Source organism: Natronotalea proteinilytica (assembly GCF_055379935.1).
In genome coordinates this window covers 59,907-76,795 of sequence record NZ_AP043946.1, presented here as the reverse complement: position 1 = coordinate 76,795, position 16,889 = coordinate 59,907, and the positions used below count along the sequence as shown (strand labels likewise).

The 16,889-nt window shown below is 55.4% G+C and carries 8 protein-coding genes and 1 pseudogene; 5 read left to right on the top strand and 4 right to left on the bottom strand.

What is annotated here, in order from left to right; translation table 11 throughout:
- Nucleotides 1-341: 341 nt before the first annotated feature.
- Nucleotides 342-1,556 carry a hypothetical protein gene (locus ACZ5AL_RS00260; RefSeq protein ID WP_464509725.1) on the bottom strand — a complete coding sequence of 405 codons (1,215 nt, stop codon included), beginning with the start codon at nt 1,554-1,556 and terminating at the stop codon, nt 342-344.
- Between the two features lie 77 nt (nt 1,557-1,633).
- A complete protein-coding gene (locus ACZ5AL_RS00255; protein ID WP_464509724.1) occupies nt 1,634-3,928 on the bottom strand; it encodes a dynamin family protein in 2,295 nt (764 codons plus the stop codon).
- Nucleotides 3,929-5,095: 1,167 nt separating this feature from the next.
- Between ACZ5AL_RS00255 and ACZ5AL_RS00250 the strand changes: the two are divergent.
- From ACZ5AL_RS00250 to mcrC, 3 genes and pseudogenes are all read left to right on the top strand, one after another.
- A pseudogene (locus ACZ5AL_RS00250) lies at nt 5,096-5,201 on the top strand (Tn3 family transposase); the annotation flags it as partial.
- A gap of 212 nt (nt 5,202-5,413) precedes the next feature.
- On the top strand, nt 5,414-8,422 hold the full coding sequence (locus ACZ5AL_RS00245) for an AAA family ATPase (protein ID WP_464509723.1): 3,009 nt from the start codon (nt 5,414-5,416) through the stop codon (nt 8,420-8,422).
- A 66-nt stretch (nt 8,423-8,488) separates the two neighbouring features.
- Nucleotides 8,489-9,517, top strand: coding sequence for a 5-methylcytosine-specific restriction endonuclease system specificity protein McrC (mcrC, locus tag ACZ5AL_RS00240; RefSeq protein ID WP_464509722.1), 1,029 nt, complete (start codon nt 8,489-8,491; stop codon nt 9,515-9,517).
- Nucleotides 9,518-9,769: 252 nt separating this feature from the next.
- Here mcrC and ACZ5AL_RS00235 read toward each other — a convergent pair whose 3' ends face one another.
- Both ACZ5AL_RS00235 and ACZ5AL_RS00230 read right to left on the bottom strand, forming a co-directional pair.
- On the bottom strand, nt 9,770-10,576 hold the full coding sequence (locus ACZ5AL_RS00235) for a protein NO VEIN domain-containing protein (RefSeq protein ID WP_464509721.1): 807 nt from the start codon (nt 10,574-10,576) through the stop codon (nt 9,770-9,772).
- A gap of 1,246 nt (nt 10,577-11,822) precedes the next feature.
- The gene (locus ACZ5AL_RS00230; protein WP_464509720.1) at nt 11,823-12,167 is read right to left on the bottom strand and encodes a hypothetical protein; all 345 of its coding nucleotides are present in this window, start codon (nt 12,165-12,167) and stop codon (nt 11,823-11,825) included.
- 122 nt (nt 12,168-12,289) lie between these two features.
- Here ACZ5AL_RS00230 and ACZ5AL_RS00225 point away from each other — a divergent pair, with 122 nt between their 5' ends.
- Both ACZ5AL_RS00225 and ACZ5AL_RS00220 read left to right on the top strand, forming a co-directional pair.
- The gene (locus ACZ5AL_RS00225) at nt 12,290-13,537 is read left to right on the top strand and encodes a hypothetical protein (protein ID WP_464509719.1); all 1,248 of its coding nucleotides are present in this window, start codon (nt 12,290-12,292) and stop codon (nt 13,535-13,537) included.
- Nucleotides 13,538-14,355: 818 nt separating this feature from the next.
- Nucleotides 14,356-16,578: a hypothetical protein gene (locus ACZ5AL_RS00220; RefSeq protein ID WP_464509718.1), complete on the top strand. Its 2,223-nt coding sequence runs from the start codon at nt 14,356-14,358 to the stop codon at nt 16,576-16,578.
- Nucleotides 16,579-16,889 lie beyond the last annotated feature (311 nt).

Sequence of the window (16,889 nt, the reverse complement as noted above, 5' to 3'; positions counted from 1 at the left end):
CGAGGAATATATCGGATTATATGCAACGAGTTGGGCCTTCGTAACCAGGGGACTCGTGCAGGCCTGTTGGATTTACGCCGTTCAGAGACTTCATCTCTGACAGTAATCGATAAGAGCTTTAGACCGGAGTCAATTTAGTGGTCGCGGTGTGAAAGGCTGCGACGATCTACAGTAGCGGGTCAACTCCAAGAGCGAGCGTGAGCGTTCCCTGACGCGTTTGGTAACCGATTTGTAGCAAGGTACCCTCAGCAAGATCCTATGAGAGGTTGGCAATCGATGTGCACACAGTTGACCGCGGATAGTGGTTTGAGAGGCATTTGGCAACCTGTTTTTCTTGGGCTTTACGCTTCGATCTGTGCAAGGTGATGAGCTTCGGAGGTCCCATTGATAGCTTTGGTGTCCGTCGGAGATTTTGACATAAAGTGGCGCTTATACTGAGCAACGAGCTCTTTCAGGCCTTCAAGCTCCGCATCCAAACTAATTCCTTCGTCCTTATACTTCCCGCTTAGGTACGACTCACATTCTTGCAGAGCATCGACCACACTGTCAAACTTTTCAAGTTGGCTCGGAAGCGTCGCCTGTTTGAACGCGGAAAGCCTGCCAGTGTGCATCGCCAGAGCAACCTGCATTCGTAAACAGAAGTCCATCCAGAAAATAAGCTCCCGTGCGTTTCTGGTCTCTTCAATCACGTTCTTGTCTTTGGTCTTCTGGAATGTGAACCATCGGCTGAATATTGACTGCTCGGATGGATCTTGCACTTTCTCCAATCTATGGAGCACCTCTGCACACAACTGGTTGCGGAGACGCCGAATCTGTCGGTAATTTGTTTTCAGCTCTTCTGTACGCTCACGCTTTGAATATGCAGGGTGCATGACCTCCCGAGTACTCTCGTAGATTTCCTCGATGTCGGCAACCTGATCTATCCTTCGGGCATCTATCAGGAACTGTGTGTCAAATTTGATATCGTCAAGTCGGCGAACGACATCAACACCTGCAACTATGTGAGCCGCACTGATGATTAAGTTGCTTGCTTTTGCTGCTGTGCTGGCCAGTGACTGACGGATTCCCTTTGCATGCTCCAGCCATCTTCCATCAGCTGTTTTCTTAATTGTGGGGAGAATCTTACCAGTCTCTTTGTGTATCTCCCAGTAAGCCTTCCCGTTTTCGAGTAGCTTCTTTCCATCTTTTGATATATCGAAGTAGATGCGATCGAAGTCCTTGGAGAACTCGATGGATTCAAGCACAATACCTCCCAGATCAGGACTTTTCCTGATAATCCTTTGGACGATAGCCAGAGCGTTCTCCCCAACCTCTTGCGCAAATCTTTGTTCTTCAATAGCCTCCCTGAAAGTGTGACGAGCAAACGGAGAGTCTTGAGGGGTTAGACTATTAGCTAAGAGATTATCCTCAGATAGATCTTCAGACAGATTCTGGTTCAGCGATAAACCCAGAATAGACACTTCTTTCTCGGCGAACCAAACCCATACCAAAAAGCTTGCGGCAAAGATAAAACAAGCAAGTGCAATTAAGACGACTAAAGATACAGGGTCGGTCATAGAAACAAGAGAGATTGATTCAGTCATAAATGCGGTGTAGAAAATATTTCAAATATCGGAAAACCCCGAGACGGTAGCTACCACGGGAGCCCGGCGTAAAAATCTCGAACGGCTTTATATTGCTTGGCCTGATTGCGCGCCTCTTTTTCATTAAGGTTCATCTCCTCAAGGCGGTCGACCTGTTCCTTAAACTCCTTCTCGACTGTTTCAGCACCAACTTCGAAAGCGTCCTGGGTATCATCCCAGTAGATGTCGACTTCAGTTAGGAATCGCTCTCTTATGCTTTCGTCTTCAAAGTGGCTGACCACCTTTCGAGCAAGACGCTCCTCCCACGACGAGGAGAGCAACCGCCACCTGCTGAAGCCTGCTACGGCACCCAGACCAATAGCTGTAGCTGTAGCTGTACCAACTATTGGAAGAGCAGAGGCCATAGCTGCAGCGGCAGCCGCACTTCCTGTGGCAAATCCAATACCATTGGCAAGACTTGTACCAAGTGGTGAAAGTGGGCTCACCCCTTTGCTGGTAAGTATATATCCCCTAAACGTACCGAGTTGAGATGCCCAGACGGAAAGGGCTCCAAGAGCGTTCAATTCTGCAATCCCACCCGCAAATGCCGTTTGCGCATCAAAAAGAAGGTTGGCTTTTTGCTCCTCTCCATTTGAGCCAATTTGGGAAGGCGTTTCAAAGCGATTGAGATATTTCTGGACACGCTGAACGAACTCGGCTGTATGCTCCCGGAGAACTGGCTTGATGTCGGACCCTATTTGCTCAAGAACGAGTGTTGGGGTGCGGTCTTTCGCTTCTCGTTTGTTGCTGAACGTCTGCTCAATGTCTGCTTTGATTGCGTCTGCACGAAGGGTCTCGTCAATAATGTCACCCACACGTGTTCGCGTTGCCTGCTTCAACTCTTGAGCCGACTGCTTAATACTTGCTCGGGCTCGCTGTATCTCAGAGCGGTGTTCGTCCCTGTATTTCTTCATGGCTTGGAGCGCTGCCTTCTTTTGCCGACTGTCTTCGGCAATCTCGTCGTAGAAGTTCTCCAGCTTGTCAAAGCGTTGAATCGACTCGTCTTGAATCGACTCGATACGGCTATTCACATTGCTGACGTGAACAGCAGGAAAGGCCTCGCCGAGGATGTGTGAAAGCCGCTCCACAAGAGGACGCGAGCGCTCAACATTCTCCGACCAGAAAGGAAACCACTGGGCGCGCATATCCTCTGTGGTGATCTCACGCCCAGTGCGCTCAGACCGATCGCGCAACACGCTCGTCTTCAGGTAATCATTCAACCTGCCGATTGACTTTTGGCGGACGGTTTCGATATCACTGTCGGAGACACTACGATCTGCGTGGGTCCCGATGATGAAAAGGTTGCCCAGCGTGGGAAAGTCCTTATGCTCCGCCTCAGGGCTGCGTAGCGACCGAAGTATCGAACTAATCCGGACGAGATCTTGTCCTCCAAGATGCCCCTTCATCCGAGAAGTGTAAAGAATAAGATCAGCGTATGGAAGTGTGGCAATGGCCTTTTCCTGATCACCTGATTCCCCGGGACGGTCTCCAAAGCCCGGAAGATCGATGAGCGTACAAGCGTGAAGCAGCGGAGCATCGGTGTACACAACCGCTGTATGGGCACGCTTCATCTTTGCCTTAACTGCCTCCGTCGCGTCATCACGATGAACCCCGTACTGCTTCAACAGGTCGGGAGACCCGGCGAGGATTCGGTGCTCGGCGCACCGGTCATGATCGTTGAGAACAGAAATATCAATCCGCGTAGGAGACCCCTTCTTCACGTTTGTTGGGCTCCAGATATCACGACTGAATAGCCATACGTCTTCGTCCTGCCACTCTGGGCGATCGTCTACGTGACGTACAACCGTTACAACTCGTGTTGCGGGCTGGAAAGAGGTCGGGAGTAGATCTCGCCCCAATACCGTGTTCGCAAGGTAGGATTTACCGGTGTCAAATCCGCCAGCCATCATTACATTCGGTTTTTGACGGAGGTGCTCAACCTGATTTTTCAAGCCATTCAGTGCCTGGCGTGCCTCGTCAGGTAATTCGCTTTTCATGCCAGACCGACCGCTTGGTGCCTGCACTTCAATGTACTTGTCCAGAAGTTGCAGGCTCATGTGAACGGATTCGTACGGCTTGCCAGGATCGAGAGCAAGTTCCTCTTTGCTCTCTTTCTGGAAAACATCTGACGGATCCAACCCAAGGACCTGCAGCCACTGAAACAGCAACTGAGCAGGTATAGACCCGGGCTGCTTTTCGTAGCGACTGATCTGGGTTCGGGATATGTCGAGGTTTGCTGCAAGGTCACTCTGGCTAAGATTGGACTCCTCGCGGGCTTTCTTCAGGAGGTCGGAATTAATATTCATGATGCTTGGGTAGGACTGGATATTCAGGTAGGATTCGGGATCGTGGAGTATGCACCCCACCCTGAGGCTCAGCAGATCGAACCTCAGGGCTGAGATAGGGCAGTCGCGATGCTAAAGCGTACGGCGGCCTGAAGGCCGCCTGGGAGGACGAGGGGGCGCATAGGTCTTCCTGGGACGACGGAAGGTGTGGCTGCGGTAGACCGTGAAGATGAGACCGTTGGTACCGCAGACAGCGTGAATCCCCTCTGCTTCACGAAGCAACGGTTCGGCATAGCGCTTTACATGCTTCTTTCCTAAGCGGTAAATCCGTGCCCCACGGTCGTAAACAGGCTGTCCATATGTTAGAGTGAGTCGAATGAGATCGGGCGAGAAACTATACTGGTACATGCGCTCCATCGCGTGATTGCTCATGCAAAACGTACCGTTAGCTGACGGTTGAAATGGACGTTCGATGTCAAAAACTTCGTTATGTGTTACCATGCCAGATACCGTAGGTAAAGGAGACAAGAATCGAGAGAGGTTCGGTCACGGAACTAAATATGTGCGCCGCACCTCCTGTCATGCTGATGTATGCTATGACCGCCAACTGAATATGTTTGCGCTATTCTGTGCGCAATGCGCACTACTTTGTAAATTCATATTGTTCTGTGCGTTTATGCCCGATAGAGTTCCTTAGACCGTCATAAAAAACGCCTCCCTTTTCTCGGCCTTTTGAGAGTTCGAAAGATACACGGAGCCGTCTTTGGGCAGCCGCTGGGGGGGCAGCCTGCCGTATCTCGCAACTTCTTGAACTCATCAGAGGACTTTATCCTGCATTTCTGTGTGATTCGCTATCTCTGCAAGCCAGGTGAGCGCTAAAATATCACCGATGTATCGAAGGGCGGGGTGCCGAATCCCGTGGAAGAGGACTGAGAATGCGTTGTGCTATAACATGTACCTGCCGTTAATCGTGCAGAAGTGCGAGTTTATGCCCCTATACGGTCATGCCAGACGCAGTGTAGCAACGATCTGGGATTCATCCCCCAATGGATGGATTCTTGTAAGAAGTGAAGACGCCCCTCAAACGGCGAATGGATCCCGAATCAGCGGTGCCAGGTGCACCTTGTCCGGTATGACAGGACGATGGGGAGACGTACACCTTCTGAACCCATGCACAACGCGTTCTGAGAAGCCATCTACATCCTCGGCGGGCTGCTGGAAAACGAGTCACCCAGAGCAGCCGGACACCGTCCACGCTGACACGCACGGCCAGTCCGAGCCAGGGATAACGCATGAGATTACGATGAGAAGGGCGAGGGTCTCCAATCTGGCTCGATCATCGTCACCTACATGGCACGCCTCTCTTTGTATCCGCCTTGGGGCTTCGTGATGAAGAGCTCTTTTGTTGTGGTTTCGTACTTGCCGAACAAATAGCGTTTCTCCTGCCTTGTTGGTAGGTTGGCATTACCATCTCTCGTTTCTATCACTAAACAGGCACTCCCCCCCATGTCAAGTGAAGTCCAGTTCTACAATGCTATCTCGAATCTCCAACCTATTGCCGGGCGCTACGGGCGCTTCCAAGAACACCCTGAGGAGTTCCTCAAATACGTCAACCACGAGCTTAGTCGAGAGGCATTGGAGCTTCATGCTAACAAGAGCACCGAGCAACTGACCGAGAAGACCAATGGCCTCTCCCAAATCCGCCCGGTCACCTTCCTCCGACATGTGATCGCGCGGCGCATTCTCAATGGACAGAGCGTATCTGCAGAGGACATTGAGGAGATCCAAGAGCACATCGATGCGCGTGACCCCGCATATTTTAGCGACTTTCCTGACCTTCGCGAGGCAATCGCCCATCAGAAAGCTCGGAAGCGAAGCGCGTTTGGCAGTTGGACGCTTTTCACCTTATTGCACGGCCTTGACTACCGGCTACAAGCAGAACAGTGCAAGAATTGGATTACCGACGTTGCCGACTTTCTTCAAGACCGACTTGACCTCTCTGGCTGTGACTATCACGCAGCGGGGTTCGGGTGGAACCAAAATTTTGGGACGACTTCGGCCTGGGTCGCTCTTTATCCAGCCACTATAGGAAGTCATCAAGAGGCATACGAGGTTCACTTCTCCGTCAAGCCCGACGGACTTTCCTACGGCCTGCACCCTGGCGGACACCTTGACGACGATGCGAGCAAAGACATGTATGAAATAGCAGCCGGCTCGGAGATCAATGTCGAGGCGATGATGGAAACCTGCCGAGAGTTGCTCCCCCGCTTCCACGAGCTCAATCGCCAACTCCTCGCGAATAGGGCTCATCAGGAAGGGGATCATTTTGCTACGGGCAAGCAGCGCGCGTGGGTTATCGCTTCAGGGCGAGGTGCAGGACGTTGGGAGGAGTTTAGTGTAGAGGGTCTTATTAGTATCGGGTGGGACGGGCTGGGCCCTTTGCAGCAGTATACGTCCAAAGGCGACATTCACGACGCATCCAAGCAGTCCGACTTCTCATCCATTGATGCTCTCGGATGCTACGAGTTTGCCCACAAGATGAAAGAGGGCGACCTTGTATTCGCAAAAACAGGAAGGACTGAGATCGTAGGCGCTGGGATTATTGAGTCCCCGTATCGTTTTGACGAGCAGCGCGAGCACTATAAACACGTTCGCGACGTCCGTTGGCTTGAAACGGGCCAGTGGGAAACCCTGCCTCATGCGCATCCTCGAAGCAGTTGGGATCGGGCGAAGAAGGAGTCAGATGAATGGCGAGGGGAGCCGCGCAAGCTCCCGCGAAAGACACTCACTGAACTCACTCCCTCCAGAGGACTCACTGAGCTCGAAATCCTTGTTGGCATCGACGGGGCGGCCGAGGCGGGCTACCGGGATCCGCTTCCGATCGACGAGGAGCTCCTGGGTGCCGCAGTACGGGACGTCATTCGTCCGGAGCTGGAGGCCGGGACCTTCGATGGCGGTAGCGAAGCCTACATTCAGAACGAGGTTCTTCCAAAGGCGCAGCGCCACCTACTGGCCGAGGCCCTGGAGGAAGATCCCATTAGCCATGCCTCCAAAGCGATTGAGATGAGCCAAAACCTCCTGGGATGGCGCGAGCAAGGCAAAGCGAAAAAGCGTATTGCGTCTGCCGACCCAGCGGCCGTTCGAGAGCAGTTGACCACGCTCTTCCGCGGGAACGGGTCTCTGGAGGAACGCCTGGACTCCTTTCTCACGTGGGGGCATGCTGGCGACGAGGGAAGCATAAACGGCACCACCGCGAGTTTTCTTCTTGCGGCCTATAACCCAGCGCGCTACGTATTCTGCAAGCCGACCGTCTATAAAGCCGCTGCGCAGGCTCTTCTTGGGCCCCAAGCCGTGTGCCCGCCCTCGGAGGAGGCCGCGCGTGTCGCTCATGCCGCGCGCCTCTACGGGGACGTCTTGCGCCAGCTTCGACGGCGCTGGGATCTCCCCTTCCGCAACCTCATGCATGTGCACACGGCCTTCTATCTCGTGTCCAGTAGTGATGCGCATCCCTCTTGGGATGACTTACGAAGCATGGGGAATGAGAGAGAAAAGGACGATCGGGAAAACCGCGCCGAGGAGCCAGGCGGGGACCTATCTTCCGCCAATGGCTCTTCCGCTCATGGTTCGCCAGCCAATGATACCCCGCCCACATACACGAGCCGTGATGGGGCAGAGGGTCTCTTCCATGACCACGCGACGTTCAAGGAGTGGCTCGGCTCGCTCAAGACGCGCAAAAACATCATTCTTCAAGGGCCGCCTGGCGTCGGCAAGACGTTCGTAGCCCGCCGCCTCGCCTATGCGCTCATGGGCCAAAAGGACACGAGGCGCACCGAAATGGTGCAGTTTCATCAGTCTTACGCCTACGAAGACTTTATTCAAGGCTATCGGCCCGGTTCGGGCGAGGGCTTCGAGCTTCAAAATGGCGCGTTCTACCGCTTTGCGCGCCAAGCACAGCAAATCGGCGACCGGCCGCATGTCTTCTTGATCGACGAAATCAACAGGGGCAACCTGAGCAAGATCTTCGGCGAGCTGATGATGCTTATCGAACCCGACAAGCGGGGCCCCAACCACGCAATGTCACTCACCTATCAGGAGGAGCACCACGACGACTTCTACGTCCCCGAGAACCTCTACCTGATTGGCATGATGAACACAGCCGACCGCTCGCTTGCAATGGTCGACTATGCGCTGCGGCGCCGCTTCCGCTTTATTGACATGGAGCCGCAGTTCGGGGCCCTCTTCCAAAAGCACCTGGGCACACACGGCGCTTCGGGCAAACTCATCAGGGATATCACCCGCCGGATCAAGGCGCTCAACAAAACGATCGCGAGCGACAGCACCCTCGGGCCCGGTTTTCAGATCGGACATAGCTATTTCTGCCCCCGCGAAGACGAAACCCCAGACCGCAGCTGGTACGAACAGATTGTTCAGCACGAAATCGGGCCGCTTCTCCGAGAATACTGGTTCGACGCACCCGAGAAGGCCAAGACGGAAGTCCAGCGTCTTGTGGCGTAGCTCGCCTTTCCACGAGGTACCTGTTCAAAGAGCACCTCGATCCTCATAAGCTCATCGCCGTTTATCATGGCCCAGATTCCCATCCAGAACGTCTACTACCTGCTCTGCTACGCTTGGGATCAGATGGAGGCCGGGCATGTCGTAGAAACTGGGGCCACCGGGCATACGGAACTGGCTGATCTCTTCGGGCAGGTCCTTGCAAACGGTACAAAGCGCGTGCTTCGCCAAGGACTCGACCGCGGCTACGTGACACAAGAGCAAGCCACCGCGCGAATTCGCGGGCGCATTGACTTCAACACGTCGGTGCGCCAGGCGCTTCTTCCACGTGCCCAGGCCCACTGCGCCTATGACGAGTTCAGCCGCAACGTGCTGCACAACCGCATCCTGCGAAGCACGATCCAGCGGCTTCTTCGCGTCGAGGGTATAAGCAATACTGTGTGTACAGAGTTGCGCCTGCTCAACCGCCGTCTGGGCGGTATCGATCCGGTACCGCTTACCACTGCTACATTTGGACAGGTGCAACTCCACGCCGGAAACGCTTTCTATCGCTTCCTGATCAACGTCTGCGAGCTGGTTGCACAGAACGTGGTGCCTACCGAGGAAGGAACGGGCCGCCGGTTTCGTGACTTCCGGCGCGAGGATGCCCAGATGGGCCGGCTCTTCGAATTGTTTGTGCGCCGCTTCTACACCCATGAGCAGAACCGCTACACGGTGAGCGCGCCACACATCCCGTGGGATTTAGACGGACGCCCCCCAGAGCATCTTCCGTCAATGCGGACCGATATCGTGTTGAAGTCGCCGCGGCGAGCGCTCATTATTGACACAAAGTATTACTCCCGCACGCTGCAGTCCCATCACGGCTCCCAATCTTATCACTCTGCGAATTTGTATCAGCTCTTCGCGCACCTAAAGAATGCACAGACAAAGGGACCGGAATTCGACGAGGCCGAAGGCATACTGCTCTATCCAACCATTGCCACTACGCTCAACGAGTCGTTTAGCGTGCAGGGCCACCGAATCCATGTGTGCACGATCAACTTGGCGCAAGACTGGCACGATGTGCGAGACGACCTGCTCGCCCTCGTCCCAGCGTGAATGAAAAGAACCGATAAGGCACGAGGTGCTCCTGTCCGTAGGCACCAGTAAACAAGATCATGCCCGTATCCCTCAGTGCATCTTCCACCAGGGCTATCCCCAAGCATTCTTTTCCTGTTTGTGGGGTATATATGATCGGTCGTTCAGATTAGACGTGTCTATGAATCAATTCCGCTTCTAAACAGGCCCCCACTTCCAAGCACTTGTCTATTTCAAGCAGTTGGCTATGGCATACTCGATGGCATACTTTGGCTACTCCATGCCCGGATCAGCACGGTACGACCGGGGAGTCAACGTACAGTGCTTCGACACAGGCCCCCTCAGTATAAAGAGAGATCCGCTCGGACCTGACCCGCTTGAAACTGCTTTCGAGAAGTTGAACACGCGATAGAGGTAAAAGCGTGCTCCTTTTTCAGTGGATACGAGCACCTCATTTACAGACACGTAGAAGGGCATGCTTTTTCCTTGCCTGGTTGTTTTTACTTCGATGTACCGCTCCTCACCGTTGGTTTCGAACGATCGTATATCGAAGCCAAGCCCGTCTCCCTCTGTTTCAGAAACCCACTCAACCTTATCAGCAAGATCTGCTCGCCCGGCCTTAGAAAGTCGGTCCTTCTCCAGAGCGAGGACATATCGCTCTCCGGCCTGGCCTAACGACTGATTTCTCTGCTCCCGCTCGATGTAGTTAATTTTACGCCCCGATCGCGGAATGCTGTAATAAGGCGTCATCCGCTTTTCTGGCAGATCTTCCAGCACCTGGTCAAAGGATGGTATGTCATTCCATTCTGCTCCAGACCGTGTGGTCGCAACATCGCCTGTTACAGGATCCTCGATTGCAACTTCGTCCAGCAGAGATTGGAACTCTTCAGAAGTGGTTAAGAGCTCGATGTTCCGCTCTCTGAGTGGCTTCTGGTAGTTACTTTGCGGCTTGTATCCTTCAATGTAGGGGTACCCCAGTTCAGCAAAGACCGCACTGAGGTTCTGAAATTTATACTCAGCCGCGCCCTCTGACCGATCGTCGAGACGTGGAACGAGAGCACGGTAGTGCGTTGCTTTCATAGGCCTCCCCCTTCAACTCGCATTTGAGCATTTCAACATACGTCTGAATCGTCGCGTCCACTTCGTCTTGGCTCCACGATTGAGGCATAGCAGATGGGGATCACATGTCTGTTAGAGGGGCAGATACGCATGCAGATACAGATGTGCACAGGTGCGCATACCGGTGCACGCATAACCACCGCAGGCAAAAATGGGTCGAGCGTATCCGGCCCACATAGTATATCCACCACATAGTATATCCAAATGATCTCTTTCAGGCAACCGGTCCTGATACCGATCTTGTTAGACAAAAGGGATTTGGATCCCGCCGGATTGGATGATCTTAGATCTCCGTTTAGATCATCCAATCCCCTACGTGCGTTATTTATTGACAATGCAATAACAGTCTTATAGGGGCTACAAACAGCCGCGCGCAGCAGAAATACACCAGAAGAAACGGGGGGATACGGTTTCGTATACGCCCGTTTCGTACTGGCTTTGCAGGTCTTGTTAGCTCACAGCTCTTGTCGGCTTACAACTTCTACTCCACCTGGAGTTTCTACGCAGCTTAGAGCTCCTTCAAGCACGCGGCGGCACGTTGTGCCTATGCACTTCATTTCTATTCCTCCACCTTTCCCCCTCCACCTTTATCCCTCTGCTCTTACACTTCAAAGACCTCCTTTAGACGTACGATCAGCGAGCTACAAGAGCCCGTGATCTGCGTGCCCAGATTGCAGCCTTCGAAGAGACTCACCAAAACGAGATCGAGGCGATCAAAACCAGGCACGGCAAGGCGTGTGATCACCTGAAAGCATAGGCCTTCGCGCTCGAACGAACTTTGGAGTGGAAAGAGATCCGCGAGGAAGTGCGCGAGATGATACGCGAGGAGATCCGGAGATGAGCAGATGGTACGAGCGACGTCTGAGGCTGTCGTCTCCCAGCGCGCGTCCCGTGTGCGCTCCCCATCACATCTGGTTTCTCTATTTATTTGGTCTCCCTATCATCTCTGAGCTACTCATGTCGGGCTATCTCTGATTTCTTGTTCTGGCCTGAACAGCGGGCAGCACGTCGTTGGACGCCTCTGGACGAGTTTGAACGTTTAGTCAGAAACAGGGCGTCTAGTCAGAGACAGGGCGTCCTTCGCCACGCGTAGGCCTTCCTTCGCCATAGCTTGGACATAGCTTAGTCATAGCTTGGACTACTTTGGACGTGTAACGATAATGTATCGAAGCAAAGATTCGTTTGTGTAAAGCAGCGTTTTTACCTGTCAGCTCATAAGTCCTATCAGTTCAGGTGCCCATCGATGGTAGTGCGTGGTGCACACGGTGCAATGCATGTGCAGTGCATGGTGCGCACGGGCCCAATGCATGTGCAGTGCATGGTGCGCACGGGCCCAATGCATGTGCAGTGCATGGTGCGCACGGGCCCAGTGCATGTGCAGTGCATGGTGCGCACGGCCCCAGTGCATGTGCAGTGCATGGTGCGCACGGCCCCAATGCATGTGCAGTGCATGGTGCGCACGGCCCCAATGCATGTGCAGTGCATGGTGCGCACGGCCCCAATGCATGTGCAGTGCATGGTGCGCACATACCCCATCATCATATCTTCGCATATGGGCCGAGGGCCTTCTGGGAACGAGAGGGGAATTAACATGTGTTATGCTTGCGGTAATAGATTTATAGTCTTCATAGCTCACTCCTCTTCTTCACAAGGCGCCCGCGACGGCCTACAGGGATGGACGATGCGCCCGGCGATACTGCTCCGACCGATACCGCTTCGACCGATACCGCTTTGAATGATACGGCCCGTTCGAATATGGACCGTTCGGGTACCGGCCGTCCGGGCAACGCGGATACGCGCCGCACCTACCGGGCGGGATGGGAGCAGTGGCTCACCTTCACCGATGAGCGCGACATCGCTCCCGTCCCTGTATCGGCCTCGGTCGTGACCGACTTCATAGAGTGGCTCCGCACCCAGGAGCGCCCGGGCGGCTCGGCAGGGTATGCGCTGAACACGATCGAGACCTACTTGACCGCCGTCGCCGTTGCGCATCGGGACGCAGGCGTCTTTCTGCCTTACCTCCAAACCGTAACGGTCGAGGACGAGGACGGGAACGAACGACGCCGCTACAGCGATGCTGAGATCGAGCGCTACCGAGCCGCTGTCGAGCAGGCCCGCACAGAGCCTGGGCCTATCAACCCGATTCGGTCTGAGGCGGTCCGCAAGCGCCGCGAGGCACTGCATGAGGCAGCCGAATACGAGACCAGCACGCGCGCCCCGGTCCTGCTGAAGCATCTCAACCGGATGTCTTTTGACGAGGATCAGATTGCAGACCTTCGGGACCGCGCCCTCCTGCACATCGGCTTCGGGGGCGCCTTTCGGCGCTCCGAACTGGTCGGAGTGCAGTACCGGCACATCCGCTCCATCGAGGGCGGTATCGCGATCTACATCCCCGACTCTGATGCGGACCAGGGCAGCCCTAACGAAGAAGCCCCTGACGGAGCAAATGCTGCCGAAGCAGGTCCCAACGAAGAGAGCCTTGACGAGGAGAGCTCGGCCCGCCCGGGACCTGGCCGACTTCCACGGTTTCCCAACGAGGCCCCAGGGTTCCACGTGGATCCTGTGGATGCGCTGCAGGCGTGGGTCGACGCAGCTGGGATTACATCGGGACCGGTATTTCGGGGGGTAGACCGGTGGGGGAATGTCCGCAAGAAGGCCCTCTCAGGGAACAGCCTCTACCGGATCGTCCAGAAATGGATGGGGCGGCTCGGCTACGACCCGGAGGCGTATGGCGCGCGCAGCCTGCGGACTGGCTTTATGAAGCAGTGCGAGATCGACAACATCCCTCAGCTCGACATGCTGCAGCAGGCCGGATACAAAAGCGCCCGGATCAGCTATGGATACGGAGCGCCTCTCGTCCGGCGCCCCGGCTACATGCTCGCGCGCCTGGGCGGTACCGGCGATGACTCAGATAGCACATGACGCCCCACTGCGAACAAGCCGTGAACCACGGCGACCGGTTATGCGTGCATTATTCTGCAATGTGAAAATGCCTGTACGTACTGAGGGCCTTCGGCCCAACTAATTCGGGTACCGTGCAAGTGCTTAATGCAAGTACTGGTACCGTTGACTTCGATATGTGACTTCGATATGAGATTAGGACATGACGACTTAGAAATGACGAACGTGCCCTAAACACAGAAAACCCCGACCTGCTATCAACAGATCGGGGCCCCTGAAAGATTTTTCACCTACAGCTACCGCGCAGATTGCTTTGGACGGCGGTCGAACGGTAGCGAGGCAAACCAGCTATGCGACAGACGTATCGTGGTACGCCCGACCCACAGCAACGGGCGGAGGAAAACCTCCAACATCCGTGCACATCTTGCCGCCAAGGCGGCCGTCTGTGCATGTGCTCATATCATAACACTGACCCACGGTTCCCAAACGGGCATCCGCGGCCCCCTCTACAACCAGGTTTCCAGCCGAAATCCCTCCTGACCGGGCAAAACTCCCCCGATCAGGCCGGTCAACACGCTGAACTGTGCCTCACCTCGCCGGGCATTGACACGCACGATGCTAACACACAGGACGATGACACGCCGGGCGCTAATACGCAAAGCGTACACGCACGAGGCGTTGACAGACGGGGCCATACCCCTAACAACCTGAGCCCCATTGGCTCGGGACCTGGCGGTCCTTCCCAAAGGCCTGCGTCGAGGGCCAAATCACCTGGGGGCGAGCCGCCAGATGTAATTTCTTCGCAACGAGAGTACCGAAACGGCCCTGTCTACGGCGGCATGGTATCGACCTCGGTGCTGAAGACAATGGGATTTGTCACCCACATGGATACGCTGCGCTTCGAAACGCCAGCGCTCGGGCTCATGGTTTATCTTGATCACGTCGCCCGGCAGCACCACGGGCTCCTGCGACACAAGGCCCGGACTTCTTCTCAGCAAGGCGACGCTGCAACACCCCACACTGCAACGCCCAACGCTACACCTCCCCAGACTGTACCTGCAGGGGCTCTTCCTCCGAGCGGAGACGGCGCCCTTCATCCTCTCGCCTCCAGCCCCTCCTCCTCTTCTGACTCTTCGTCTTCTAACCAGCCCTCCTCGTTCCAAGACGCCCCGGCCCCAAGCTCCTCATACCAGTATGTTAACATCTACAGCGGGCGCGAGCATATCGTTGAGCGCGAGGCGGGCACCTTTGTTAAGTCCGTTCAGGGGATCGCCGAAGATCTTTACCAGCGCATCTGCAAGCGGCTTCCCCCAGCCCAGGACCCGCTCTCTGACAGCCGCTTCCACCAATTTTACGACCGGATCCATCAGGCGATCAAGCGCTATCGAAATGCAGGCGATGTCGGTGAAATAAGTAATGTAAACCGTGTAGATGACACGGATGCAGATCACACGGGCCACACCGCTCCGCTCACCTGTTTAGGCCCGGTGATCCCTTCGGCCAACAAGCTCGTGCGAGATCGGAATGGACGCCGCTGGGCCCTCCACACTGCTCTGCAGTCCGACACGGCTCAAACAACACGGGCCGTGCGAAGTGCAGGCCCCGAGCCCATCATTCCCTGGCATCGAAGTGAGCTGGATCCCCTGCAGGTTGCTGAGGCGCTCTATGCTCACCGGAAAACCCTCTACAAGGACTTTACCGTCGGATGGAAAGCCACCATCCAAAACGGCCAGTGGACCTCCCCCGTCCCTCGCGTCGGTCACCGCTCTGCCCGGTACATCGCTAAACACGGAAGCAACGTGCCCTCATTTCTGTCACTTGGCCGGTGGCGCTCCGGAGAAATCAAGCGGCGCAACCCCGACAGCGCAATCACGGTCCCCTGGATCGTCGCCGACATCGATGGCCCTGACCGGTTTACCTCCCATCAGCATGCCCAAACGCTCTGCCGTCTCTTAGCCAAGTGCGGCCTGGATCCCTCTGAAATCGTGGTAAGCTACACCGGAGGCAAGGGCTTTCACGTCCGCATTCCTCACGGAGCCGTTGGCTGCCCCATCTACCAAGACAAAAACGCCGTTCACACCCTCATATCTGGGTTCTTCGACCGACTCTGCGAGAATCATCCCCAGCTCCGCAAGGCCATTGACAACATGGCATGCCGAGCGACTCAACCTATACGCATGATCGGAAGCGCCCGGGGGAATGGGCGACGCTGCATCGGTCTATCGGGGAAGGAGTTTCTCAACCTTCCCCCTCTGGTGGTATTTGGGCACAGTGAGTGCGGACACTACACCGGCTTTGAGCTCCCTAAGCCCCGAAATGCCTCATACGCACCCGCACTCACATCTCTGTTATTGCACAAGGAGTCATCAAGAACCACTCACCCCGTGAGTCAGCCGGTTACGAACCTTCTACAGCCCTCACTCCCATCGGTCACCATAACTCTCAAAAGCAACCCCCGATCTAAAAAAAGGCCAAACGGCCCCGAAATCCCCATAAGTGTTATTGACTACTGTTGGAAACCCTACTTTTCTCGCCCGCCGCCACTTCGGGATTTAGGGGCGGATCCGGGAGCCGAAGAGTCGCTTGCACAGCTCTTACGCCTGGACAGCCCTGCAAACCGGACCGAATATGCCAGTCACGGCCTGATCGATCGGCTCATGGAGCCGGTGGGTGAGGCGGAGCCGTGGGGCAATGCCGCAGATCGGCCCTATGTGGGCCGTAACAGCGCGTGCTTTGTCATGGGGCTCTATGCCACGACCTACCCCAACGCGGCGCTACGGCGCGTCCTGAGCCTTCTGCAGGCACGTGAGGAGACGCCTGTACCCATGGGCGAGGGAATGCCCTTGCCTATGCCAATATACAGCCGCGAATCGACGGGCAACCGGTGGACTCGCCAGCTGACTGGGGCTCTGCCGAAGTCAGATGAGACGGCGGGCCATGTCCCCGTGCGAGTGGTTGTGCAGGCGTGGAACCGGCTCATCTGTAGCCCGGCGCTGCCGGAGCGAGAGGTGGACAAGACGCTACGGAGTGCGCGGTCGTACGCTGAAGACGCCCAGCAGTAGTGACTCAGCAAATAAGCACTACAATAGGATAGTGCTACAGTGGAACAGTAATATACCACTACAGAAGCATAGTACTACTCCTCTACAGCACTGCAGATGTATGCTATCATGCAGCGGCTGTGTGAGGCCCTATTGTCGTGTCCGGGTAAGCCTGACACCAACTGGTGCCAATTATTTACATCGATATGCGTGGTTTCCATGGCATCAAAAACCGGCTGCGCCCCTCTGGTTGGATGTGTCGCTTTGGTGGCTTCGCTATCTGTAGATCCATACCCCCGCATCCTTATGCCTCCTTCTTCTCTATTTCCTGG